The organism is Herpetosiphon sp. NSE202 (assembly GCF_042688385.1).
Classification (GTDB): Bacteria; Chloroflexota; Chloroflexia; order Chloroflexales; family Herpetosiphonaceae; genus Herpetosiphon.
Genome location: NZ_JBHUPY010000010.1, coordinates 113,464 through 135,548, shown reverse-complemented (window position 1 = coordinate 135,548; position 22,085 = coordinate 113,464). Strand labels below are relative to the sequence as shown.

Annotated in this window: 19 protein-coding genes; 8 read left to right on the top strand and 11 right to left on the bottom strand. The window is 49.8% G+C overall.

The window, feature by feature from the left end; genetic code table 11:
* Positions 1–315 precede the first annotated feature (315 nt).
* Entirely contained in the window at positions 316–2,178 is a 1,863-nt protein-coding gene (locus tag ACFMKP_RS12750) for a hypothetical protein (RefSeq protein ID WP_382292373.1), read from the bottom strand.
* 186 nt (positions 2,179–2,364) lie between these two features.
* On the opposite strand from ACFMKP_RS12750, the gene lysA reads away from it, so the two are divergent.
* The 4 genes from lysA (at position 2,365) to ACFMKP_RS12730 (ending at position 8,371) form a co-directional block, all read left to right on the top strand.
* Positions 2,365–3,696, top strand: a complete 1,332-nt coding sequence (gene lysA / locus ACFMKP_RS12745) for a diaminopimelate decarboxylase (protein ID WP_382292371.1) — start codon at positions 2,365–2,367, stop codon at positions 3,694–3,696.
* Positions 3,697–3,781: 85 nt separating this feature from the next.
* On the top strand, positions 3,782–5,719 hold the full coding sequence (gene dnaG, locus ACFMKP_RS12740; RefSeq protein WP_382292369.1) for a DNA primase: 1,938 nt from the start codon (positions 3,782–3,784) through the stop codon (positions 5,717–5,719).
* A gap of 15 nt (positions 5,720–5,734) precedes the next feature.
* A complete protein-coding gene (gene rpoD, locus ACFMKP_RS12735) occupies positions 5,735–6,937 on the top strand; it encodes an RNA polymerase sigma factor RpoD (RefSeq protein WP_382292367.1) in 1,203 nt (400 codons plus the stop codon).
* 447 nt (positions 6,938–7,384) lie between these two features.
* Positions 7,385–8,371: a TerC family protein gene (locus ACFMKP_RS12730; protein WP_382292365.1), complete on the top strand. Its 987-nt coding sequence runs from the start codon at positions 7,385–7,387 to the stop codon at positions 8,369–8,371.
* 53 nt (positions 8,372–8,424) lie between these two features.
* Here the strand turns inward: ACFMKP_RS12730 and ACFMKP_RS12725 are convergent, their stop codons facing one another.
* Together ACFMKP_RS12725 and ACFMKP_RS12720 are read right to left on the bottom strand one after the other, a co-directional pair.
* Complete coding sequence (locus ACFMKP_RS12725; RefSeq protein WP_382292363.1) at positions 8,425–9,543, bottom strand: DUF418 domain-containing protein; 1,119 nt, start codon at positions 9,541–9,543, stop codon at positions 8,425–8,427.
* Between the two features lie 32 nt (positions 9,544–9,575).
* A complete protein-coding gene (locus ACFMKP_RS12720) occupies positions 9,576–10,157 on the bottom strand; it encodes a TetR/AcrR family transcriptional regulator (protein WP_382292361.1) in 582 nt (193 codons plus the stop codon).
* Between the two features lie 526 nt (positions 10,158–10,683).
* Here ACFMKP_RS12720 and ACFMKP_RS12715 point away from each other — a divergent pair.
* Positions 10,684–11,988 carry an alpha-L-fucosidase gene (locus ACFMKP_RS12715; RefSeq protein ID WP_382292359.1) on the top strand — a complete coding sequence of 435 codons (1,305 nt, stop codon included), beginning with the start codon at positions 10,684–10,686 and terminating at the stop codon, positions 11,986–11,988.
* Between the two features lie 364 nt (positions 11,989–12,352).
* On the opposite strand, the gene xseB is transcribed toward ACFMKP_RS12715, so the two are convergent.
* Entirely contained in the window at positions 12,353–12,559 is a 207-nt protein-coding gene (gene xseB, locus ACFMKP_RS12710; RefSeq protein WP_382292357.1) for an exodeoxyribonuclease VII small subunit, read from the bottom strand.
* 14 nt (positions 12,560–12,573) lie between these two features.
* Positions 12,574–13,641 carry a type III polyketide synthase gene (locus ACFMKP_RS12705; RefSeq protein WP_382292356.1) on the bottom strand — a complete coding sequence of 356 codons (1,068 nt, stop codon included), beginning with the start codon at positions 13,639–13,641 and terminating at the stop codon, positions 12,574–12,576.
* 236 nt (positions 13,642–13,877) lie between these two features.
* On the opposite strand from ACFMKP_RS12705, the gene ACFMKP_RS12700 reads away from it, so the two are divergent.
* Positions 13,878–14,132 (top strand): hypothetical protein, encoded by a 255-nt coding sequence (locus ACFMKP_RS12700; protein WP_382292354.1) that lies wholly within the window; start codon positions 13,878–13,880, stop codon positions 14,130–14,132.
* On the opposite strand, the gene ACFMKP_RS12695 is transcribed toward ACFMKP_RS12700, so the two are convergent.
* The 3 genes from ACFMKP_RS12695 to ACFMKP_RS12685 form a co-directional block, all read right to left on the bottom strand.
* Positions 14,129–15,175 carry a 2-oxoacid:ferredoxin oxidoreductase subunit beta gene (locus tag ACFMKP_RS12695; protein ID WP_382292352.1) on the bottom strand — a complete coding sequence of 349 codons (1,047 nt, stop codon included), beginning with the start codon at positions 15,173–15,175 and terminating at the stop codon, positions 14,129–14,131. The two genes, ACFMKP_RS12700 and ACFMKP_RS12695, sit on opposite strands and share 4 nt — an antisense overlap.
* 3 nt (positions 15,176–15,178) lie before the next feature.
* Entirely contained in the window at positions 15,179–17,014 is a 1,836-nt protein-coding gene (locus ACFMKP_RS12690) for a 2-oxoacid:acceptor oxidoreductase subunit alpha (RefSeq protein WP_382292350.1), read from the bottom strand.
* 784 nt (positions 17,015–17,798) lie between these two features.
* Positions 17,799–18,362 (bottom strand): Uma2 family endonuclease, encoded by a 564-nt coding sequence (locus ACFMKP_RS12685; protein WP_382292348.1) that lies wholly within the window; start codon positions 18,360–18,362, stop codon positions 17,799–17,801.
* Positions 18,363–18,556: 194 nt separating this feature from the next.
* Between ACFMKP_RS12685 and ACFMKP_RS12680 the strand changes: the two genes are divergently transcribed.
* Positions 18,557–18,985, top strand: a complete 429-nt coding sequence (locus ACFMKP_RS12680) for a hypothetical protein (protein WP_382292347.1) — start codon at positions 18,557–18,559, stop codon at positions 18,983–18,985.
* 270 nt (positions 18,986–19,255) lie between these two features.
* A complete protein-coding gene (locus tag ACFMKP_RS12675) occupies positions 19,256–19,465 on the top strand; it encodes a hypothetical protein (RefSeq protein WP_382292345.1) in 210 nt (69 codons plus the stop codon).
* A gap of 141 nt (positions 19,466–19,606) precedes the next feature.
* Here ACFMKP_RS12675 and ACFMKP_RS12670 read toward each other — a convergent pair whose 3' ends face one another.
* The 3 genes from ACFMKP_RS12670 to ACFMKP_RS12660 all read right to left on the bottom strand — a co-directional run bounded on the left by ACFMKP_RS12670 (position 19,607) and on the right by ACFMKP_RS12660 (position 22,043).
* Positions 19,607–20,023, bottom strand: a complete 417-nt coding sequence (locus tag ACFMKP_RS12670) for a cyclic nucleotide-binding/CBS domain-containing protein (protein ID WP_110514802.1) — start codon at positions 20,021–20,023, stop codon at positions 19,607–19,609.
* 100 nt (positions 20,024–20,123) lie between these two features.
* Positions 20,124–20,786, bottom strand: coding sequence for an SIMPL domain-containing protein (locus ACFMKP_RS12665; protein ID WP_382292342.1), 663 nt, complete (start codon positions 20,784–20,786; stop codon positions 20,124–20,126).
* A 369-nt stretch (positions 20,787–21,155) separates the two neighbouring features.
* Entirely contained in the window at positions 21,156–22,043 is an 888-nt protein-coding gene (locus ACFMKP_RS12660) for a LysR family transcriptional regulator (RefSeq protein ID WP_382292340.1), read from the bottom strand.
* Between the last annotated feature and the right edge of the window lie 42 nt (positions 22,044–22,085).

Genomic DNA, 22,085 nt, shown 5'->3' with positions numbered 1-22,085 from the left:
CCCGCGTTCAGTGGGCTTATACGGGTAAGTGGTGAAACATCCCCTCACCCCAACCCCTCTCCCGTGGCGTGGGTGAGGGGCTTTAAACGGGTGGTTCTGACGCAGTTCTTGGGAAACACTGGTCGGCTCCCCCTCGCCCGCGTTTTCGTGGGAGAGGGGGCTGGGGGGTGAGGGAACGCTCCACCGCCGACCAATCGCTCAAAACCTACCCCCGTAAGTCGGGGGCTGGGGGGTGAGGGAATCACTCACCTAATCCGCACAAAAAAACCTCTCTCCCGTTACAGGAGAGAGGTTCGGGTTAGAAACGATTCAAGCTTATTGGCCCCAAACATTCCAGCGGTCGTCGGCGCTGTTGTTGGTCAATTGCGATTGGCCAGTGCCGTCGGTGTTCATCACATAGATGTTCCAGTTGCCGTCGCGGTTGCTATCGAAGGCGATTTTAGTGCCGTCGAGCTTCCACGATGGAGCGCCATCTTCGGCACTGCTGTTGGTCAAACGAGTTTGGTTGCTGCCATCAGCATTCATCACATAGATTTCGCTGTTGCCATCACGGTTTGAGGTGAAGACAATCTTGCTGCCATCGGGTGAGACCCGTGGGAAACCGTTATCGCTGGTCGTGCTGTTGGTCAAATTGACCTTGTTGCGCAATTCCAACGAAAGGTATGGATAATCGTTGGTTGGTTGGTCGGCCAGCCAGTTCAATTCGGCGCGATAGACGTTGTACTTGGCGCTGGTGCCACAGTTTGCTGCCCAGTAGAGATAGCGGCCATCAGCACTCCAGCTTGGCGTTTCATTAACACAATCATCAAGCGTCACTTGGGTTTGGCTGGCTCCGTTGGTATAGCTCACAAAAATTTGGGGCTTGCCTGAACGGTCTGAAACAAAGGCCAATTTGCTGCCATCGGGCGAAACCGAAGCATTGTAATCGTTCGATGGAGTACCAACATAGCCTTGGTATGGCACACCTGGAGGGGTGGGCGTACCGTCGGTGTAGGTCACGCGGGTCATTGCGCCATCAGCACCGACCGTCCAGATTTGGCGATTTGCGCCATTGCCACGGCGTGAATCGACGAACAATTTGACTTTGCTTGGGTCCCACGAGCGTACCCACGAGTATGGCACGGTTTCTTTGCTATCGTTGCTCCCATACAACAATTGGCTGGTGCCGTCGCCGTTCATGGTGTAGGTATCCCATTCTGCGCCACCATCACGTTTTGAACCAAAGGCAATTGGTAAGCTTGGCTCTGAGCTATTCCATGGCGTGCCAAGGTGGGTATAGCGCCATTGGAAGTAGTGTTGGCCGACGTTGCCCATTTCAACTTGATAGGCTGCATCGTTGGTTGGGGTGTAGGTCAAGATTCGGCGCTCGAACAATTGCACCAAAATATCTTTTTGAACCCCGCCAACCGTTGCTTTGACCCAGTATGGGTCGCTGATTGGCAAGCCCATTGCGCTCGTCCAATCGACGATTGAGCCAGTTGTGCGTTGACCGTTGACCACAATCGGGCCGGTGCGGTTCAAGAAATCCCAAAAGACTTGGGGAATGTTATGGCCAGTTGTGGCGTTGTAGACCACAAGTTTGGTTTGATCTTTGTAGGCATCGCGTAAATCGTTGCGGGTTGATTTGTTGCCCGATTTGTCGATTGCATCGGCAACCGATTGATCGCGGCGGTCTGCATCGCGGTAGCCGTTATTGTTGAAGGTCGAAACTGCTGCGAACGATGCATAGGTTGGCGAATTGCTATTGGTTTGATAGCCATCGCCGGCAACTGGCACGCGGTCGGCGGCGTTGCGAAAAGCGTTGTCATAGGCGTTATCGCCAGTTTTCAATTGACCAGAAACCAATTCGACCACCAACAAGCCGTTGGTTACGTCGGTATTGCCGTTGATGCCGTTGATTTCCATGCGGGCTTTATCGAAGTATTGCACGCGGCGCAGGCCATTTGGCGATTCACGGTAATATTCGTTATAATCAAACCATGGCCCGAAACCCCAATACAATGAGCGTCCATCACGAACCCGTGGATCATCCGAACGTCGCCACACTTCTTCGAATTTGGGTGAGACGAAGGCCGAACGATTGGCCCAAGGAGCAGCACTAGCCGTTCCTTGGAATAATGTGCTGACCATCACGTAAGCACTAAGCAAACCAGTAAGGCGAACCTTCAATCGAGACATTGCGACTTCCTCCTAAGCAAAAGAACCAGTTTCTCGATCCGTCATCTGCGGTATCTGGCTCTACTATACAATGGTCATCGTGTGAACCAAATTGTACAGATCTGAGATATATGTCATAAATGCTTGTTAAACCTGATAAAGTTTAACCGCCTAAAATTCATCTAACCATGCCACGAGGATTAGCCAATGGAACACGCCGAAGTTCGCCGCATGCCCAATGCCCATATTTGGCCAATGAGTGCCAGCGTTATTCACGATCGCTTGCAGATTGCTGGTTGCGATCTATCGGCGCTTGCTGCTGAATATGGAACCCCGCTCTATGTCTTGGATGCTGAGACGATTCGCACGATTGCAATGCGCTATAGTGCCGCCTTGCGCCATACCTATGGTGGCCCTGTCAGCATTCACTATGCCAGCAAAGCTTTACTAAATGTCGGGGTCGCCCGCTTGGTGCATTCCTTGGGCTTGGGGTTGGATGTGGTGTCTGGTGGTGAGTTGGCGATTGCGCAACGAGCCGGAATGCCGCTTGATCATATTCATTTGCACGGCAATGGTACACCACCAGCCGAATTAGCTCAAGCGGTTGAGGCAGGCATTGGCCGAATTGTGGTCGATAATCTTGATCAGCTGCATTTTTTGGCCGAGTTTTGCGCCAACCGCGCTACGCCGCAAACAATCTTATTGCGGATTGCGCCCGATGTGGCTGCTGGCGCGCATGCCCATATTCGCACCGGTGCAGCCAGCGCTAAATTTGGCTTGCCGCTTGATGATGGAAGCGCCGCCGAAGCTGTGCGCCTCGCCTTGCAAGCGCCTGGCTTGAATTTGGTTGGCTTGCATGCCCATATTGGTTCGCAAATGCGCGATTGGGCAGCCTTGCGCGAGATGATCAGTCGCTTGTTGATATTTGCTGATCAGCAACGCCGCGAGCGCGGTTGGCTATTAACTGAATTAAGCCCAGGTGGCGGTTTGGCGGTGGCCTACATGCCCAACGAGCAGGCTGGCGATATTGAAACCTACGCCAATACGATTGCCAATGCAGTGCGAACTGGCTGTGAGCGCTATCAGATTCCCCTGCCAAAACTAATTATCGAGCCAGGCCGATCGTTGGTGGCTCGGGCTGGCGTAGCAATTTATAGTGTTACTGGCCACAAAACGGTGACTGGCGGCAGCAATTATTTGCATATTGATGGCGGAATGGGCGATAATTTGCGGCCTTCGTTGTACAATGCTCAGTATACCGCTGCGTTGGTTGCCCGTCCGCTTGCTCCGCCGATTGCGCCTGTGCAATTGGCCGGAAGGTTTTGTGAGTCTGGCGATGTCTTAATTCGCGAGGTTGCCTTGCCTGCCGCCGAGGTTGGTGAGCTTGTGGCAGTGCCTGTCGCTGGCGCGTATACCCTAAGTATGGCAAGCGCGTATAATGGAGTGCCACGCCCAGCGTTGTTGCTGCTCGATCAAGGCCAAGCAACGCTGCTGCAACGCCGCGAAACCTACGCCGATTTGATGGCGCGGGATATTTGATTGGGGTCAGGGGCTGGGTTTTAACGCAGAGATTGAGAGTGGCTTGGCTATGTTCTATGCTCTATGTTCTATGCTCTAAATACTTATGAACTCAGTAATTGAAGACATCAAAGAACGCATCGATATTGTGTCGTTCATCAGCGATTATGTGCCGTTGCGCAAGGCGGGGCGCAATTGGGTGGGCTTTTGCCCATTCCATTCGAATACCCGCACGCCAGCGTTTACGGTGTTTGCCGAAAGCAACAGCTATCACTGTTTTGGCTGCAAAGCCAGCGGCACAATTTTTGATTTTTTGATGCAACGCGAGGGCATCGATTTTCCTGAGGCGCTGAACCAACTGGCGGCGCGGGCTGGCGTACAATTGCGCCAACGCACCGTCCAAGACGAACAGGAAGATGTGCTGCGCTCGCGAATGTTCGAGTTGAATGCTGCCGCTGCCAAGTTTTGGAGCCATCAGCTCTTACAATCGCCCAAGGCCGCCCATGTTCGCAGCTATATTGAGCAACGTGGGCTACTGCCGCAAACCGTCGAGCAATTTCAGTTGGGCTATACCAGCGACGATTGGTCGAGCTTGTTGGGCTATTTGCACGATCGCCATGGTGCAAAGCCAAGCGAAGTTGCCGAGGCTGGCTTGGCCTTGGAGCGTGAGAATGGTGGCTATTACGATCGTTTTCGCGGGCGCTTGATGTTCCCAATTCATAATCCCAAGGGCGAGGTTGTGGGCTTTGGCGGGCGGATTTTGGGCGATGGCCACCCCAAATATATCAATTCGCCCCAAACCTTGCTCTTTGATAAAAGTAGCCTGTTGTATGGCTTGTATCAAGCCCGCGAAACTATTCGCAGCAGCGATAGCGTGGTTGTGGTCGAAGGCTATATGGACGTGATTATGGCTCATCAGGCTGGCTTTCGCAATGTGATTGCCCCAATGGGCACTGCGTTAACCGATATTCACGCCAGTCAGTTAAATAAAATGACCAAGCGCATTACCTTGGCGATGGATGGCGATGCTGCTGGTCAATCGGCGGCTTTGCGTGGCCTTGAAACCTTGCGCGAAACCCTCGATACCCATGTGCGGCCTGTGCCAACTGCTTCTGGTTTGCTACGTTGGGAGCGTGAGCTTGATGCAACAATCGCGATTGCCCTGCTGCCCGATGGCCGCGACCCCGACGATATTGTGCGCAACAATCCTGATGATTGGCGGGCGCTGATTGCCAATGCCCAGCCGTTGATGGATTTTTATCTTGCAACCTTAACCAGGGGCTTAGATTTGGGAAGTGCCAAGGGCAAATCGGCAGCAGTCGAGCGGCTTACGCCATTGCTCAATCAAATTGCCGACCCAGTTGAGCGCGCCCACTATATTCAGCGGCTCGCCAACCAAATCAAGGTTGATCAGCGGCTAATTGAAGGCACGATTAGCGGTGAACAACCAGAGCGTCAGCGCAAGCCTAATCAACGCCAAAGCCGCCCCGCAGCGCCACCGCCAGTATTTTCAATTCTCGAGCAGGAGGCACGGCGCGAAGATTTTCTCTTATCGTTATTAATTCGCTTTCCGCAGGTGCATGCGGTGGTGAGCGAACAGTTACGTGATGATTTAGCCGCAGCGCCAACCCTGCGTGAGTTGTGGAATGGCGATGTGAGCGAACTATTTGAACGAGTCGAAAATCGTGTATTATGGGATCTGTGGCGCTCAGCCCAGGCGATGGCTACTCCCAATCCTATTGAATGGCTTGAAACGGTACCACCCGAACTGCAAGCCCATGGCGAACGCCTACTTAATTGGGATCATGCTCCACCAACCCGTAGTTTCCGTGTGACTCGTGAGGCCGAGGAATGTTTGCGCCCATTGCGCTACCGGTTGGGTAAGCGCTGGAGCGAACGCCTTGGACAGATGATTGCCGCCGCCGAACCTGGTGAACAGGAACGATTGCTGGAGCAAGCCATGGCTTTACAACATTATTTGCGTGCAACATCAGAACCACGCCGTAGCAGCTATTTTCTTGATACCCGTGATTCGCTCAAATAATTAGAGGAGGAACAGATGGCTCTTGACGATGAAGTCCTCGACTCTGAGCTTGCGGGCGATGAAACGGACGATTTTCCCGCTTTACGCACACTCAGCGATCTTTTAGCCACCGGTAAAAAACGCGGTTATGTTACGCCGGGCGAAATTCAACAAATTATCGATTCACAACGTGATGAAGATAAACAACTCGAAGAAATTCGCGATAGCCTGCAAAAAGCCAATATTCGGGTCGAGGAAACCGGCGATGACGATGATGAAATCACTGTCAGCGAAAACCCCGAAGCCGATTTTTCCAACGAGGGCATTAGTGTCAACGACACGGTGCGCTTGTATTTACGCGAAATTGGCTTAGTGCCTTTGCTCAAGGGCGAGCAAGAGGTCGAGTTGGCGAAGGCCATGGAAGATGGCGATAAAGCGCAACAGGAATTGATCGAACATGATCATATGCTTTCCGATGCTGAACGCCTTGCCTTGCGCCGCCGCATTGATCGCGGCCATCAATCGCGCGAACATCTGACCACTGCCAATTTGCGTTTGGTGGTCAGCGTCGCCAAAAAATATATCGGTCGCGGGCTTTCATTGCTCGACTTGATACAAGAAGGCAATGTTGGTTTGATTCGTGCGGTCGAGAAGTTTAACTACTTGAAGGGCTTTAAGTTCTCAACCTACGCGACATGGTGGATTCGCCAAGCAATTACGCGGGCCATCGCCGACCAAGCACGCACAATTCGGATTCCCGTCCACATGGTCGAGACGATCAACCGCATGATGCGTACTGCCCGCCGTTTGACCCAAGAGAATGGCCGCGAGCCAAGCGATGAAGAACTGGCACAAGCACTCGACCTGACCGTCGAGAAGGTGCGGGCAATTCGCAAAACCTCGATGGAGCCAGTTTCTTTGGAAACGCCTGTAGGTCAAGAGGAAGATAGCCAGCTTGGCGACTTCTTGCCCGACGAGAAACTTGAAGCGCCTTCCGATGCGGCCTCGCACCAGATGTTGCGCGAACAAGTGGCCCAAGTGCTCGATCAGTTGACCGAACGCGAAAAGCGGGTGCTGAAACTGCGCTTTGGCCTAGAAGACGGCACGCAACGCACGCTCGAAGAAGTTGGCAAAGAGTTTGGGGTAACCCGCGAACGGATTCGCCAGATCGAGGTCAAGGCTCTGCGCAAGCTGCGCCACCCTCGCTTTGGCAAAAAACTGCGCGATTACCTCGAATAAATTGAAATATTAACCACGAAGAGCACGAAGGAACACGAAGATAAGTACTTTGCGCTCTTCGTGTTCTTCGTGGTTAAAAAAATCTCGTCGGTTACTCCCAATCCCCAGCCCCCATCAACCAATCCCCAATCCTCTGTTCTTTGCTCTTTGTTCTATGCTCTTTTGATGGCATAGCGCTTGCATAGCCAATTTGACATCAACCAAAACTCAATGTAGAGTTGTTGAGTAGCTAAATAACGAACTGCATGGGGAGTAGCCACCCGCCTTTCGGGGCAAATAGTCGTCAGTACGGAGCCAAACAGCTCCCGGCTATTTGCACGTGAGCAATCAATGTTCACGTCGGCAAGACCATTACGACACGTTTCTTTTTAACCGTGCCGTGTGGATCTTGCGCGGCGTTTTTTTATGCCCCGCACCACAGGCTAAAGCAAGCAGCGGAGGACACGAATGGACATTGGAATTTGGCCGTGGGTTGGATTTACCGTCTTTGTATTCGCGATGTTGGCACTCGACTTAGGCGTGTTCCACCGCAATTCGCACGAAGTCTCAGTCAAAGAAGCAGCAATCTGGAGTGTGGTCTGGATTTCGCTGGCACTTACCTTTAACGTTGGGTTGTATTTCTGGCAGGGCGGCGATGTTGCCCTCAAATTCCTAACGGGTTATATCATTGAGAAATCGCTCAGCGTTGATAATATCTTCGTCTTTGTGCTGATCTTCTCCTACTTCCAAGTGCCAGCTAAATATCAACACCGCGTTTTGTTCTGGGGTGTGTTCGGCGCATTGGTCATGCGGGCCATCCTGATTTTCGTCGGGGCAGCCTTGATTGAACGCTTCGAATGGATCATCTATGTCTTCGGCGCATTCTTAATTTATACCGGGATTCGGATGTTTCGCCAAGGTGAAACTCACCTTGATCCCGATAATAACCCAGTGGTCAAATTGGTACGCAAAGTTTTGCCGGTTTCTTCCCAGTATGATGGCGAGCACTTCTTTACCCGCCACGCTGGCAAATTGATGGCCACGCCATTGTTCTTGGTCTTGGTCTTGGTCGAAGCTAGCGACTTGATTTTTGCCGTTGACTCAATTCCTGCAATCTTCGCAGTAACGACTGATACCTTCTTGGTCTATACCTCGAATGTGTTTGCAATTCTTGGCTTGCGCTCGCTCTACTTCGTTTTGGCTGGGGTTGTCGATAAATTCTACTATCTCAAGTTTGGCTTGGCCGTGATCTTGACCTTCGTTGGTGCCAAGATGTTGGTTATTGCTTTGGGCTATCATATGCCAACCTATATTTCGTTGGCGGTGATTCTCGGCGTGTTGGCTATTTCGGTTATCGCTTCGTTGCGCCGTGCCAAACGCCTCGAAGGGGTCGATACCCCCTTGGATAATCCAGTGACCAATAAACCAGTGATCAAGCCCGATAATCAAATCTAAAATGTTTGAATTCAAGCCCCCTGATCGTGTAAGCGATTGGGGGCTTTGTTGATTTAGCGTGTTGCCCAACGCAGCAGTGCTTCTAATGGGCCATGATTAAAATGTTTTTTCCACCAGACCGAACAGCCAACCGCTACGCCGAAAAAGCCAAGCGCCAACCACAGGGCCGTTGCCAAACTGCTATTTTGATACAAGCCAAGGCTGGTCAGGCCACCCAAACCAAGCACAATATGCCCAATATACCAGGTCAAGGCCAATTGGCCGGTTGCTGCTAAGCTATTGATGATGCGGCTGGTGCTCAATCCAAGGCTCAGTTGAATACAGCCCATAATAATTGCTAAGCTCAGGCCAGCTGCCGAGAGCATAAACAACGGCATCGGTGGAATTGACGCGGTGCTGAACAACATTGCTGCATCGGGCTTACCCAAAATCGGCCATGTTTGGCTGAAAACATGGGTTAAGCCAATTGATCCAAGTTGGGCTGCAAGCGCCATACCTATCCCAAGCCAAAACAAGCGCCGCCGAACGTGGGCAGCCTGCACGTTTTGCCGCCCCAGCCACATGCCAAAGAAAATCAAGCCCGCCCATGGAAAAACGCTGCGAAAGCCATCAAACAACAGGTTGCGTAGCAAGCCTGCAAGCGTCCATAAATTATGATATTCAAGCGTAGCCCAGTTCCAGTTTTGGTTAAAATCGAACCGCAGAATCAAGCCTACAAAGGCTAGTACAAAGCCAAGTGCTAGGCCAAGCAAAACGCGATTTGAGGCTTGAAATAGCCATGCAATCAGCAAAAACGCAATGCCATAAACCCGCAAAATATCGCCTGGCCAGATTGTGAGATTGATCAAGCCCAAAACCAACAAAAATAAGCCCCGTTTGGTCAATGTCCAGCGTTTAGCTTGAATTGCCGCAGCCTCAGCGTCTGGGTTGTTGCGGCCAATGAGGCTCAAGCCAACGCCTGCTAACACCACAAATAAGGCCGCTGCCCGCCCTTCGCAAAATTCCACAATTAAGCCCAACCAACCGCTCTGCTGGTCGCTTACCACCAACGTCAGGCTAAAGTGTACAATCACCATGCCCAAAATCGCCAAAGCGCGGGCAACATCATAGCCAATAATTCGCTGTGCTTGATTGACCACATTTGTGGTCTTATATGTTGTTGTAACTGCCATAGTACCTCTCCAGCCAATGCAAATTCCCCGAATTAAGCGCTCAGGAGCTGCTTAATCATGGATTTAATGCTCGTGGCATAACTGCTTAAATCATCATCAGGGTAAAGCCCTTTGCGCCAAGTTAGGCCATCGATCAGCGCAATGATTAAATTGGCTGTATTTGCCAAATCAAGCGTTGCGCTAAGTTGGCCGCGTTGTTGGGCTAAGCGAAAAACTTCAATGAGTGCTTGCAGGTTTGCTTGATCGCTTTGGCGCATCAAGGCTGCAATCGTTGGATTATGCATGGTTTCCGCGCCAATTTCGGCGCTAAGCTCTGCATATAACGGCGAACTAATCGCTGCTAACAATTGGTCGATCAGCCAATCAAGCCCTTGCCAAACATCTGGCTGCTGGCTAACGTGCTGCAAGAGTTCGCTTAAATCGCGGCTATCGTCCTCAACAAAGGCCGCGATAATCGCCTCTTTGCTGCGATAGTAGCGATAGACCGAGCCAGGACTCAGCTGAACTTCGCGACAAATATCGTCCATGGTGGTCTGGTGAAAGCCCTTGCGAGCAAAACAGATTGCTGCTGCTGCTAATATTTGGCGCTGCCGTGCCTCGGCTTTTGTGCTCATACCCTCGTAAACTCCTAGCTAGGAAAATGCGAATGAACGTTCATTCGCATTCTAAAAGAAAAAATCATGTTTGTCTAGGGTGATCTACAAAGCTATGTGTAACCACGAAGAGCACGAAGAGGCACGAAGGATGGGCTTTTGGCTATCGGAACATGGTGAGAATATTCCATGATGGCCCGAACGCCCATAGCCTGATCATTTTGACTTTTGATTTCTGATTTTCATCCTTCATAATTCATCCCTCATCCTTTGTTTTGCCACAGATTATTTGGATTCTATTCCTGCTAGCTCAAAGCTCATCTTCTATCCTTATGTTCTATGTTCTTTTCTGCCTTTTGAACTTTGACTTTTAGGGTTCTGTTCCTGCTCCCCGATAGCCTACAGCCTATAGCCTCATTTTTTGATTTCTGACTTTTGACTTCTGACTTTATCAACTATTTCTGCATGTTTGCGGCTGTAACCAAAGCCCAACATTAGCTATGATAACGCTATCACACGAATGTGAGTAGCAAAGGAAACACGTTTAATGAGCAATGAACATCCGCTGATTACGGCGCGCAATCAACGCACCGAATGGTTTTTAGATGCGCGCTTTGGCATGTTTATCCATTGGGGGTTGTATGCAATTCCTGCGCGAGGCGAGTGGGTGCGCAGCCTTGAGAAAATCAGCAACGAAGATTATCAACCCTATTTTGAGCAATTTAACCCAACCGAGTATCAGCCGCGCGAATGGGCCAAACTGGCCAAGGCTGCTGGCATGCGCTATGCCGTGCTGACTGCCAAGCATCACGATGGCTTTTGCCTCTTCGATAGCCAATTGACCGATTATAAATCGACCAATACGCCAGCCAAGCGCGATTTGGTGCGTGAGTATGTCGAGGCCTTTCGAGCCGAGGGTTTGCAGGTTGGTTTGTATTATTCGCTGCTCGATTGGCATCACCCCGATTATCCGGCCTTTGACGATGAGTATCACCCAATGCGGGGCAATGAGGCCTATCGCGACCAGCCAAGGGATTTTCAGCGCTATCTGGATTATATGCATGGCCAAATCAAGGAATTGCTAACTAACTACGGCAAAATCGATATTATGTGGTTTGATTTTTCGTATGGCGAGCTAAGTGGCGAGGCGTGGCGGGCCAGCGAGCTAATCAATCAAGCGCGGGCAATTCAACCACATTTAATTATTGATAATCGTTTGGCTGCTAGCGGCGAGGGCAACGCGAGCTTTGGCACGTCAACACCCGAAATTTATGCTGGCGATTTTGCCTGCCCTGAGCAATTGATTCCGCCTGCTGGTTTGGTTGATGCGCTTGGTCGCTCAGTGCCATGGGAAGCCTGCATCACGCTTAATCATCATTGGGGCTACTCTGCCAGCGACCGCGATTTCAAATCGGCGCGCCAGGTTGTGCATGGCCTTATCGAGTGTGTGAGCAAAAATGGCAATCTGCTGCTGAATGTCGGGCCAGATGCCAAAGGCCGCATTCCGCAAGCCTGCCAACAGATTTTGCACGAAGTTGGGGCGTGGATGGCTGAGCATAGTGCAAGCATCTATGGCTGTGGCCGCAGCCAGCTTGAGAAGCCAGAGTGGGGTCGTTATACCCAGCGTGGCTCGACCATCTATGCCCACATTTACGAGCGTGGAATTGGCCCAATTAACTTTCGCGGGCTGAATGGCAACGTTAAACGGGCGCGTTTGCTCGCCGATCATTCGGAAGTAAAACTTGAACTGCCGTGGATTGCCAAAGATTATGCTGACGACCTGTTTTTGAACTGGCCCTCAGCCAAATTGCCCAACGAAACCGCGACCGTCGTAGCTTTAGAATTGGAATAAAGAACACAGAGCATAGATGTAATAGTTCATTGGGTTAGCAACCATGTTCCCTCACCCCCCAGCCCCCTCTCCCACGAAAACGCGGGCGAGGGGGAGCAGCCGTTTTTACCAACGCCGTGCGGTAAAACTACAGGTTAAAGACCCTCGCCCGCGCCACGGGAGAGGGGTTGGGGTGAGGGGATCAGGCGGTGGTCAACCTATTGTACCAGTACACATAGAACATAGATCATAGAACATAGATCATAACGGTCAGGGTTCGGGGATCAGGTTCTAGGTACTGAAGAAAAATCATCCAAATCTGTGGCAAAACAGCTACTTCAGCTTAGAACCTGACCCCTGACCACTCGCCCCTCATCCCTCGCCACTATTCGACTGAAACCAACTGGCCGTTGATAATTTGTTGAACGCGCAACTCGGCATTTTGCAGTAATTGATTGCACTGGGCTGCGAGCGCCATGCCGCGTTCGTAATGGCTCAAAGCTTGTTCCAAGGGCAAATCGCCTGCTTCCAAGGCATTGACGGTTTGCTCTAGCTCGTGAAACACCGTTTCGTATGCTTGATTGGTTGGCATATAGACACTCCTTTTTACACGCCGCGAATTAACCCTAATTCGGCACTAAAGCCTGGCCCAAACACCGCGAGCAAACCAAATTCGTCTTTTGCGAGCGGTTTGGCGGCTAAAGCTTGTTGCATCACAAAGAAAATCGTCGCTGAAGACATATTGCCATAGGTGCGCAACACATCACGCGAAACTGCCAAATCGGCATCGCTGAGTTGCAACGATTCTTGGTAGGCTTGCACAACTTTGGCTCCGCCTGGATGCAGCAAATAGCGCCCAAGATCGGCTCGATTGAGGCCGTGTTGAGCCAGAAACTGTTCGAGCAAAGGCCGAAACTGCTCGCGCACAATTGAGGGAATCCGCGATGAAAACACAACTTCAAAGCCCGAATTGACGATATTCCAGCCCATAATTTCGGCGCTATCGGGGTAGAGATGGCTGCGAGTCGCGACAATCTCGCCAAAGGCTTGATTGCGTGGCTTTACCTGATCGCCTTCTAATAATACCGCCGTTACGCCATCGCCAAACAGCGAAGTTGCAATCAAATTGCGTTTGGAGAAATCATCGGCGAGATAGGTCAGCGAGCAAAATTCAACATTGAGCAACAAAACGCGTTGGGTTGGTTCGGCGCGCAAATAATCGAAGGCCGTGTTGAGGCCACCCAAGCCACCAGCGCAGCCCAAGCCCCAAATTGGTGTGCGACGCGTTTGGGGCGGCATGCCAAGCCGCTGCATCAGCAAGGCATCAAGGCTGGGAGCCGCTAGCCCAGTGGTCGTGACAACCACAATATGGTCAATATCGTTGGGCGTAAGATCCAGCGGTTGTAAGCATGTTTCGATTGCTTGGCAACTCAAATCGAGCGCTGCTTCAATAAACACCGCGTTGCATTCGGCAAAACTGCGTGGTTCGTGCCACCATTCCAATGGGCGTACCAAGTAGCGCGTATCAATTTGGGCATGGCGAAAGATCGTCAGGTAGCGCTGAATTTCGGGAAAAGCTGCGGCAAAGCGTTGGGCAACCATATCTTGCACGGCTCGTTGGGGCACGCAATATTGTGGCACGCCTAGCCCAATTGCTTGGATTCGTGGCATCATCGTTCCTATCTACTAGTGGCTGCTTATTTGCTGAAGCAGTTGGCTGCTTAACTATAGCATGGGCTAGACCAGAACATAGAGCAAAGAACATAGAGCATAGAACATAAGCGAAGTATGAAGGATGAGGGATGAAAGTCAAAAGTCAAAAATGAGGCTATGGGCTTTTGGCTAGCGGAATATTATTGGTGGCGAAAAATGCTCTGTATTTAACGCAGCGGCGCAGAGGAACGATGGCTATGGGAATATTATTTGGGGAGAAAAAGGATTTGTATTTAGCGCAGAGGCGCAGAGAAATAATGGCTATGGGCTATGGGGTTTTGGCTATCGGAGCATTATCAAAACAATCTGTGGCTAAAATAACCTTCGTGGTTAAATTCCTATGCTCTATGCTCTTTGCTCTATGTTCTGGCATTCATCCTTCATCCTTAAAAAAGACCACCCCAGCCCTGAGCGAATGCCAGAACTGGGGTGGTTGGCCAAAACCAAATTAGTACAAGTCAGCCAAGACTGAATCGAGGGCTTCTTTGGTTGGGCGGAGTTGATCTGCTGAGAGGTGGCTCAATGGCTGTTCGTCCATGTGCAACAAATCGTGAATCGTGCGATTGTTGTCTTGCTTCACATAAATCAAGCCAGTGATAAACTCTTGGTTTTCGCGAGCGGCATCCAAGCGTGACAAGGCAGCAACCCGATTGGTTGGGTCGTAATCGGTCTCAAGTTTTTTGAGCACAATTGTCGAGCCGTCGTGCATCTTGACTGGAATTGCTTCGCCTTCTTCGTAGTCAACCGTGATTTCTTCTTGGGCGCGGATGAAGGTCATGTCGTGCAGACGTTCTTCGTGTTCCTTGCCATAAGCATAGCTCTTGGTTGAATCTTCGTGGTTGTTGAAGGTCACACATGGGCTGATGATGTCGAGAATCGCCAAACCACGGTGGCTCAAGGCAGCCTTGAGCAAGGCTTCAACTTGGCGTGGGTCGCCAGCGAACGAGCGTGCAACAAAGGTTGCGCCACCGATGATCGCTTCTGAACAGAGATCAATTGGGGGCAGTTCATTCAAGCCAGCATATTTCAGCTTTTGGCCGATATCGGCGGTTGCTGAGAACTGACCCTTGGTCAAGCCATAAACGCCGTTGTTTTCGACGATGTAGACCATTGGCACGTTACGGCGCACCAAATGCTTGAATTGTCCCATCCCGATTGAGCCAGTATCACCGTCGCCGCTCACAGCCAAGCCAACCAAATTGCGGTTGGTGACGATTGCCCCAGTTGCAACTGAGGGCATGCGTCCGTGAACGCTATTGAAACCATGTGAGCGACCTAAGAAATAGGCCGGAGTTTTCGATGAACAGCCAATGCCGCTGAATTTAGCAACTTGGTAGGGCTGAACACCTAATTCGAAACAGACCGACACAATCCGTGATGAGATTGAGTCGTGGCCACACCCTGGACACAGCGTCGAAGGTGCGCCTTTGTATTCACCTTGTTCAAACCCAAGCAGGTTAATTTTTGGCTTGGGAGTCGCTTTGGTCGTTGCCATGGCCTATGCTTCCCCTTTTTGTACTGATTCGGTAACCCAGCGGGCGGTTAATGGCAAGCCATCGCAGCTTGCAACAGCAATAATCCGGCCAGCTAATTCTGGGTATTCCATCCGCAACAATTGTGCCATTTGACCGTTGTAGTTGTTATCAACTACATAGATGCGTTCATACTTGGCCACAAATTCGCCAACTTCTTTGGTGAAAGGCAATGCCCGCACCCGTTGGTAGGCGGCGTTGATGTTGGTTTCACGCAAGCGATCCAAGGCTTCGATAATTGCAGGATCGTTCGAGCCATACGAGAGAATCCCAATCGTGGCGTTTTCTTCGTTGACGGTGATTGGGGTTGGCACGATGGTGCGCGCAGTTTCAAACTTACGAGCCAAGCGATCCAAGTTGGCGACCCACTCGTCTGAGCGTTCGGTATACTTGGCATCTTGGTTGTGGCCTGAACCACGAGTAAAGTAGGCTGCTTTAGGATGATTGGTGCCAGGCAGCGTGCGATAGGGAATGCCATCGCCATCAACATCGCGATAGCGGCCCCAATCGCCGACGGCGGTCAAAGCATCGGCATCGAGCACCTTGCCGCGATCCATTGGCTCGGTTGGGTATTCGAATGGTTCAGAGATCCATTGGTTCATGCCCAAGTCGAGGTCGCTGAGCACAAACACAATCGTTTGCAAGCGTTCAGCCAAATCGAATGAGCGCCAGCCAAACTCAAAGCATTCTTTGATGCTTGAAGGCAACAAACAAACGTGTTGGGTATCGCCGTGGCTCAAGAAGTAGGCTGAGATCAAGTCGGTTTGGCCGGTGCGGGTTGGCATCCCGGTGCTTGGACCCATGCGCATCACATCCCAAACCACACATGGAACTTCAGTAAAATAGGCCAAGCCGGTAAACTCAGCCATCAACGAAAGCCCAGGGCCTGAGGTTGCGGTCATTGAGCGTGCGCCAGCCCAACCAGCACCAATAATCATGCCGATTGCTGCCAATTCGTCTTCTGCTTGCACCACTGCATAGGTTGGCTTATTGGTTTCTTTGTTGATGCGCAGTTCTGGCAAGTAGTCGTTGAGGGCATCGACCAAGCTGGTTGAAGGCGTAATTGGGTACCAAGCGACGAATGAAACGCCACCGAAGACCGAGCCAAGCGCGCCAGCTGCATTCCCATCGAGCATAATCATGCCCTTGGTTTTATCCATGCGCTCAACGCGGAATGGTGATTGAGTGGTGATGTTGGCAGCAGCCCAAGCCACAGCCGCATTGACCACATTCATATTCGAGGCAATGGCTTTTTGCTTGCCCTTGAAGTGCTTGTTCAAAGCACTTTCGATTTCGGCAACTTCAATGCCAAGTAAATGGGCTAAAACCCCAACATAGACCATGTTGGCAATATAATCGCGCAAGCTCGCATCGACCCCTGAGTTCTTCACCAATTCCTTGACTGGCATTGGGAAGTAGGTCACGTCGCTGCGCGAAAGCTCTTGGCGCGAATCATCAGGATACAGACAAATCCCACCTGGCTCAAGCGATTGAAGGTCATCGCCAAAGCTTGCTGGATTCATGGCCACCAAAACATCGCGTTTGTGACGGCGAGCTTGATAGCCATCCTTGCTCAAGCGAATTGAATACCACGTGGGTAACCCTTTGATGTTTGATGGAAACAGGTTTTTGCCTGTTACCGGAATACCCATGTTGAAACAAGCACGGAGGATGGTATTATTGGCGGTTTGGCTCCCGGAACCATTGGGAGTAGCCACAATAATCGCGAAGTCGTTAATATTCACGTCCTCACGGGCGATTTCAGCGGGCTGTTGCTCCGTCTGATAATCTACGACTGCCATGAACGTATTCTCCTTAATTGGCTTCTTTGCCAGGTTATAGCCTCTAAAGATACTGCGAACCCAATGGTTCGTCAACCAACCAAAGCCGGTCTCTAAACCATAATTGTACGCCGTGATTACTTTAGCTGCGATGTATTCTATCTATTATATCCATAGAGCGTGTCTATGAGAACAGGGGTTTTAGCCGATTTTTAACACACTTTTGTATTTTAGCACTAAAAGAAGAACCAGCCGCTCTGTGCCATGAGCGGCTGGTGTGCCAACTGGAGAGGGGAGAGAGGAGCACCGAGATGCGCAGTTGCCGCTACGCCCTCGTATCAATGCTGACGCTTTGCCAATGATGCATGTCCAGTGCTTCAGAACTGCGTCATAATAAAAACTGTTTTATCGGATAAATCAGTTTTTATTGATGGGCGTAGTGTATCCAAGGTTGAGCTATTTGTCAAGTAGCAAATAAAAGCAAAAGTCAGAAGGCAAAAATCAAAATAACAGCCAGCGGTATTGATAAGAATTAATTGATCTACGAAGAACACGAAGGTTGCAACCGCGAAGCGCGCGAAGCGCGCAAAGGCTGAGTTTTTAGCCACAGATTGGCACAGATTATTTGGATTTTATTCCTGCTAGCCTAAAGCCTATAGCCAATAGCCATCGTTCCTCTGCGCCGCTGCGTTACAAGCGAGCCTTTTTCGCTACGAATTGCACGAATTACACGAAGCATGTTCCGCTAGCCCAAAGCCTATAGCCTGCTCCCCAATCCTATGTTCTATGCTCTTTGTTCTATGTTCTAAATTTTGGCATAAACCTCTTGAACTGTAAGCATACATTGAATTGAGCGTAACTCAAGCATCGCTTGCGGATCGTTGATTTCGCTTAAAAGCCATTGATTAGCTGCCTGACGACTATAATGCTCAATATGATAGGGATCTTGCGCAACCAAGAGATATTCGCGTAACGATGGAATTTGGCGATAATGCTGAAATTTTCGGCCTCGATCATAGTGCTCAGTCGAAGGCGAGAGCACTTCAATAAGCAGCGTGGGGTTAAGCAAGGTATCTTGATGGCTATCGTCAAACCAGGTTTCGCCACACACAACCGATACATCAGGGTAGGTATACAAGCCTGTAGCCGAAATTTTGATGCGGAGATCGCTGGGGAAGACTGTACAAGACCGCTGCTTCAACTGGCTATGTAATTCGGCAATCAGATTGGCCACAATCAGGTTATGGTTGCGGCTTGCCCCAGCCAAGGCATAAACCTGGCCATCCAGAAATTCATGTTTGGCAGGGCTGGTTCGCTCACCAGCCAAATATTCCTCAATTGTCACTGGGCTAATTGATTCGGCACTCATAGGCTTGCCATCCACTAAATTCAATTGCCCTTGCATCATAGCACATGGTTTTGATCGGTACTAACCAAGAATCCTGACGTTTAGGCTACTTTATTTCCTTGTATTGAATTGCTATGATTAATCGCAACATAGATTCAATTTCTGTATCTATAAATCCCACAATAAAGCCATAGTACTCAATATGGAGGTTGCTGATGTCTTTATCCACTACCAACAAAGATCTCCTCACAAAATGTCCTCAATGTTCTGCGCACGTAAAAAATAAAAATCTACCTAAGCACTTGAGAAAGGTACATCCGATTGGAAATTCAGCCTCAACTCAAGCACGCAATCCATCAAAATTGATGACAATAAACCAAAAAAAAGTTATTACTAAACCGACTACCCCACCTTCTAACCGTCCCAAGGCACAACGCAATTCTAGTTTGCGTTCAATGGCTCCAACCAAGGCGCAAGAACAAACAATTCAGTATAATCGTGCTCAGCGTGAACTAGATGGATCTCGCGACTATTGGCAATTTCGCGAATCTGGCCGTTTTGGCTCACATCCATCGTATGATGATTATGGTGATGAATCATTTGCTCAAAAGATACATTTACTGAAGGATTTTTATGTCAATTAAAGATTGTATCGAAATTGGAGTATGGTTTGTCCAAATTATTGGTATCCTATATGCCATTTTCCAGTATCAAACATCCAAAAAACAGTTTAACTTTGAGATCATCACAAGCTGTACTACACGTTTTCAAGAGATCCTTGATTTAATCGATAGTTCTGAGGAAAAACAAAAATTAGAGGCTATAAAAAGTATATTGATCTTTGTAATGAGGAGATATTTTATTTTCAACAAGGGTATATTCCAGACGAAGTTGTAAAGGAGTGGCTTGATGGGATGACGGTATTTATTCCACATTATGATAATAACGGAAGAAAGGGAAATAATGATAAACTACAAGAGAATTTTATTAGCGATAATAAATTATTAGAAGATTACCCTCGAATAGAAAAAATATTTACAGTTGATAAGATATATGATATTAGAAACGCTACGGAAAAGAAAAAACTTGTTGAAGCGTTATTTAGAAATATCAAAAAGAGATAGAAATCAAATTCACGAAGAGCACGAAGTAATCAATCTTAGAGATCCTTCGTGCTCTTCGTGGTTAAAAATGTGGTTTCTGATTTCTCCTACAAACCTCTCGTCGAATGTTCTGACTTTTGACTTTTGATTTCTGACTTTTGGTTACTGCCCTTCTTGACCCAATTTGCGCACAATATCAGTTTGTGAAAGCACGCCGATTGGCCAAACTCGGCCATCGTTGCGCTCCTCGACCACGACCAAACGATGAATTCGGTTGTTGGTCAGCAGATTGGCGGCGCGACTTAGATCAACATGGGGCATACAGGTAATAACATCGCGGGTCATAAACTCGCCAACTGGGCTATCCATCGAGCGCTCATAATCGAGGCCGCGACTCCACGCGCCCAGCGCATCGGTTTGCGAAAAGACTCCCGCTAGAGAACCTGGGCCATCAACCACAACCAAGGCTTGAATGCGATTGCTTTGCAGCAGCGTGATCGCTTCACGCAGGCTGGTTTCGGTACGACAGGAGATTACGGCTGCGTTCATGGTGTCGCCAACGGTTAATTGAGCAGTCATTGCCATGCTCCTTTGCATTTCTGAGGTTTGGCCGAGGTTCGATTGCTGGCTATTATAGCATGACGCACTGCATTATCAAGTCCTTTTTAGCGAATATTCGCTAAATTGAAAAATTCTCATTTTGGCTAATAATAAAAGTAACTTGTACCTGGACTTCAATTTGTTGGCGATGCACCATTGCCAAGCCCAAATCGTCTTTGTTGAAACTGCCACTAGCCCGCGATTGGCTAACCGATTTGCGATTCAAAGTTTGTGGTGCATAGGCTTGGTGCTCGCTATGATAGTGATCATCGACCCGATGCACGCCAATAATTTGCACGCCAAGGGTTTGCGCCATCGCTTTGGCCTTGGCTTTGGCTAATTCCAGCGCAGCTTGTAACCACGTATTGATCATTGCTGGATCATCGGGAAAGCCCCAGGTGACGTTTTCGAGGCTGACTTGTTTGTGGCTGGTGATAATGCCAAGCAGATCGGGCAGTTGCGCTAAATCGTCGCAGCGAATTAACAGGCTATAGGTGGCACTGGAACTGCGCAACAACCCGCCATTATTGACCTCAGCAACCACACTCTCAAGCTGAATTGCGGTTTTGGCTAAGCCATAGCTGGTTAAGGCTTCGACCAATTGGCGCACTTCTTTGGCTTTTTCCAAGGCGGTGGCATTGCTAATTACCGATGAGCCTTTGATTCTGACGCTGATTTCGGCACGATTGGCATCGATCATTTGGTGGTAGTTGCTGCTGACGTTGAGCAGATTAAGTTCCATAATTCTTCCTTTTTGATCCACGAAGCGCACGAAGGGACACGAAGGTATTCTTAACCGCGAAGAGCGCGAAGGCCGCGAAGGCTGAGTTTTTTAGCCACGAATTGGCACAGATTGATGTGATTTGGTTCTTGTAATGGTTCATTGGATTAACGACGGTTTGCCCCCTCACCCCAACCCCTCTCCCGTCCGACGGGCGAGGGGCTTTAACGCCGTGGTTCTTGCGCAATTTGTCGGTAAAAACTGGTGCTCCCCTCGCCCGCGTTCAGTGGGAGAGGGGCTGGGGGTGAGGGAATGATCCTAGTTGCCAACCTTATAAACTATTACAGCTATGTTCTCTGTTCTTCTATCCCTACCTTCATCCTTCATTCTTCATCCTTCATAATTGCTTAAAAGGTTTGTTTTCAGCAAAGCGAGCACACTACTGCTTGGTGGGCGTTGATGATGCCATGCGGCGACGATTCGGCGGTGGGGTTGGGCCTCGACCAAGCGCCGATAAACTATATTTGGCTGCGGTTCTGTTTGGGCCAACGATTGCGGCACAAACGCCATACCCAAACCAGCAGCAACACAGCGTTGGATGGTGGCTAAATTGGTGACCCTGCCAACAATTTGTGGCTCCAAATGTTGCTCGTAGCAAAAGGCATCGACTTGCTGGCTCAAACAATGGTCATCGTGTAAGGCCAGCAGCGGCATGTGATATAAATCATTTAATTGCAAAGCTGAACGTTGCGCGTAGGCGTGGGTAGCGGGTAAAGCAACCAGCAATGGTTCATCAAATAATGGCTCGATTTGCAGCAATGGATGCTCAATTGGCGCACTGGCAAGCATCAAATCCAAGCTGTAATCGATCAGCTGGATTAATAATTGGCTCGTCGTATGTTCAACTATTATTAATGTTGTGCGCGGATAATGCTGTTGGAAGGCTGCGCTCGCATGAGGAAAAAAGTGCTGTGCAATGGTTGGGATAATTCCCAGCGCCAAACGACAGACATGTTGCTCAACGCTATCGCTGACATGCTGCTTGATTGAACGCCATTGAGCGAGCAATTGTTGGGCTTGAGGCAGCAAGGCTTGGCCAGCAGTGGTGAGCCGAATCGTGCGACCCAAGCGTTCAAACAGGCTTTGGCCAAGCTCATGCTCCAATTTGATAATTTGCTGGCTGAGCGAGGGCTGGCTGACTGCGCAGCGTTGCGCTGCTTTGCTAAAGCCACCGGTTTCTGCCACGGCCACAAAATAGAGCAATTGATGAATTTCCATAGTTGTTGCCTATAGAATGTATAGTCAATAAGATCTTGCAAC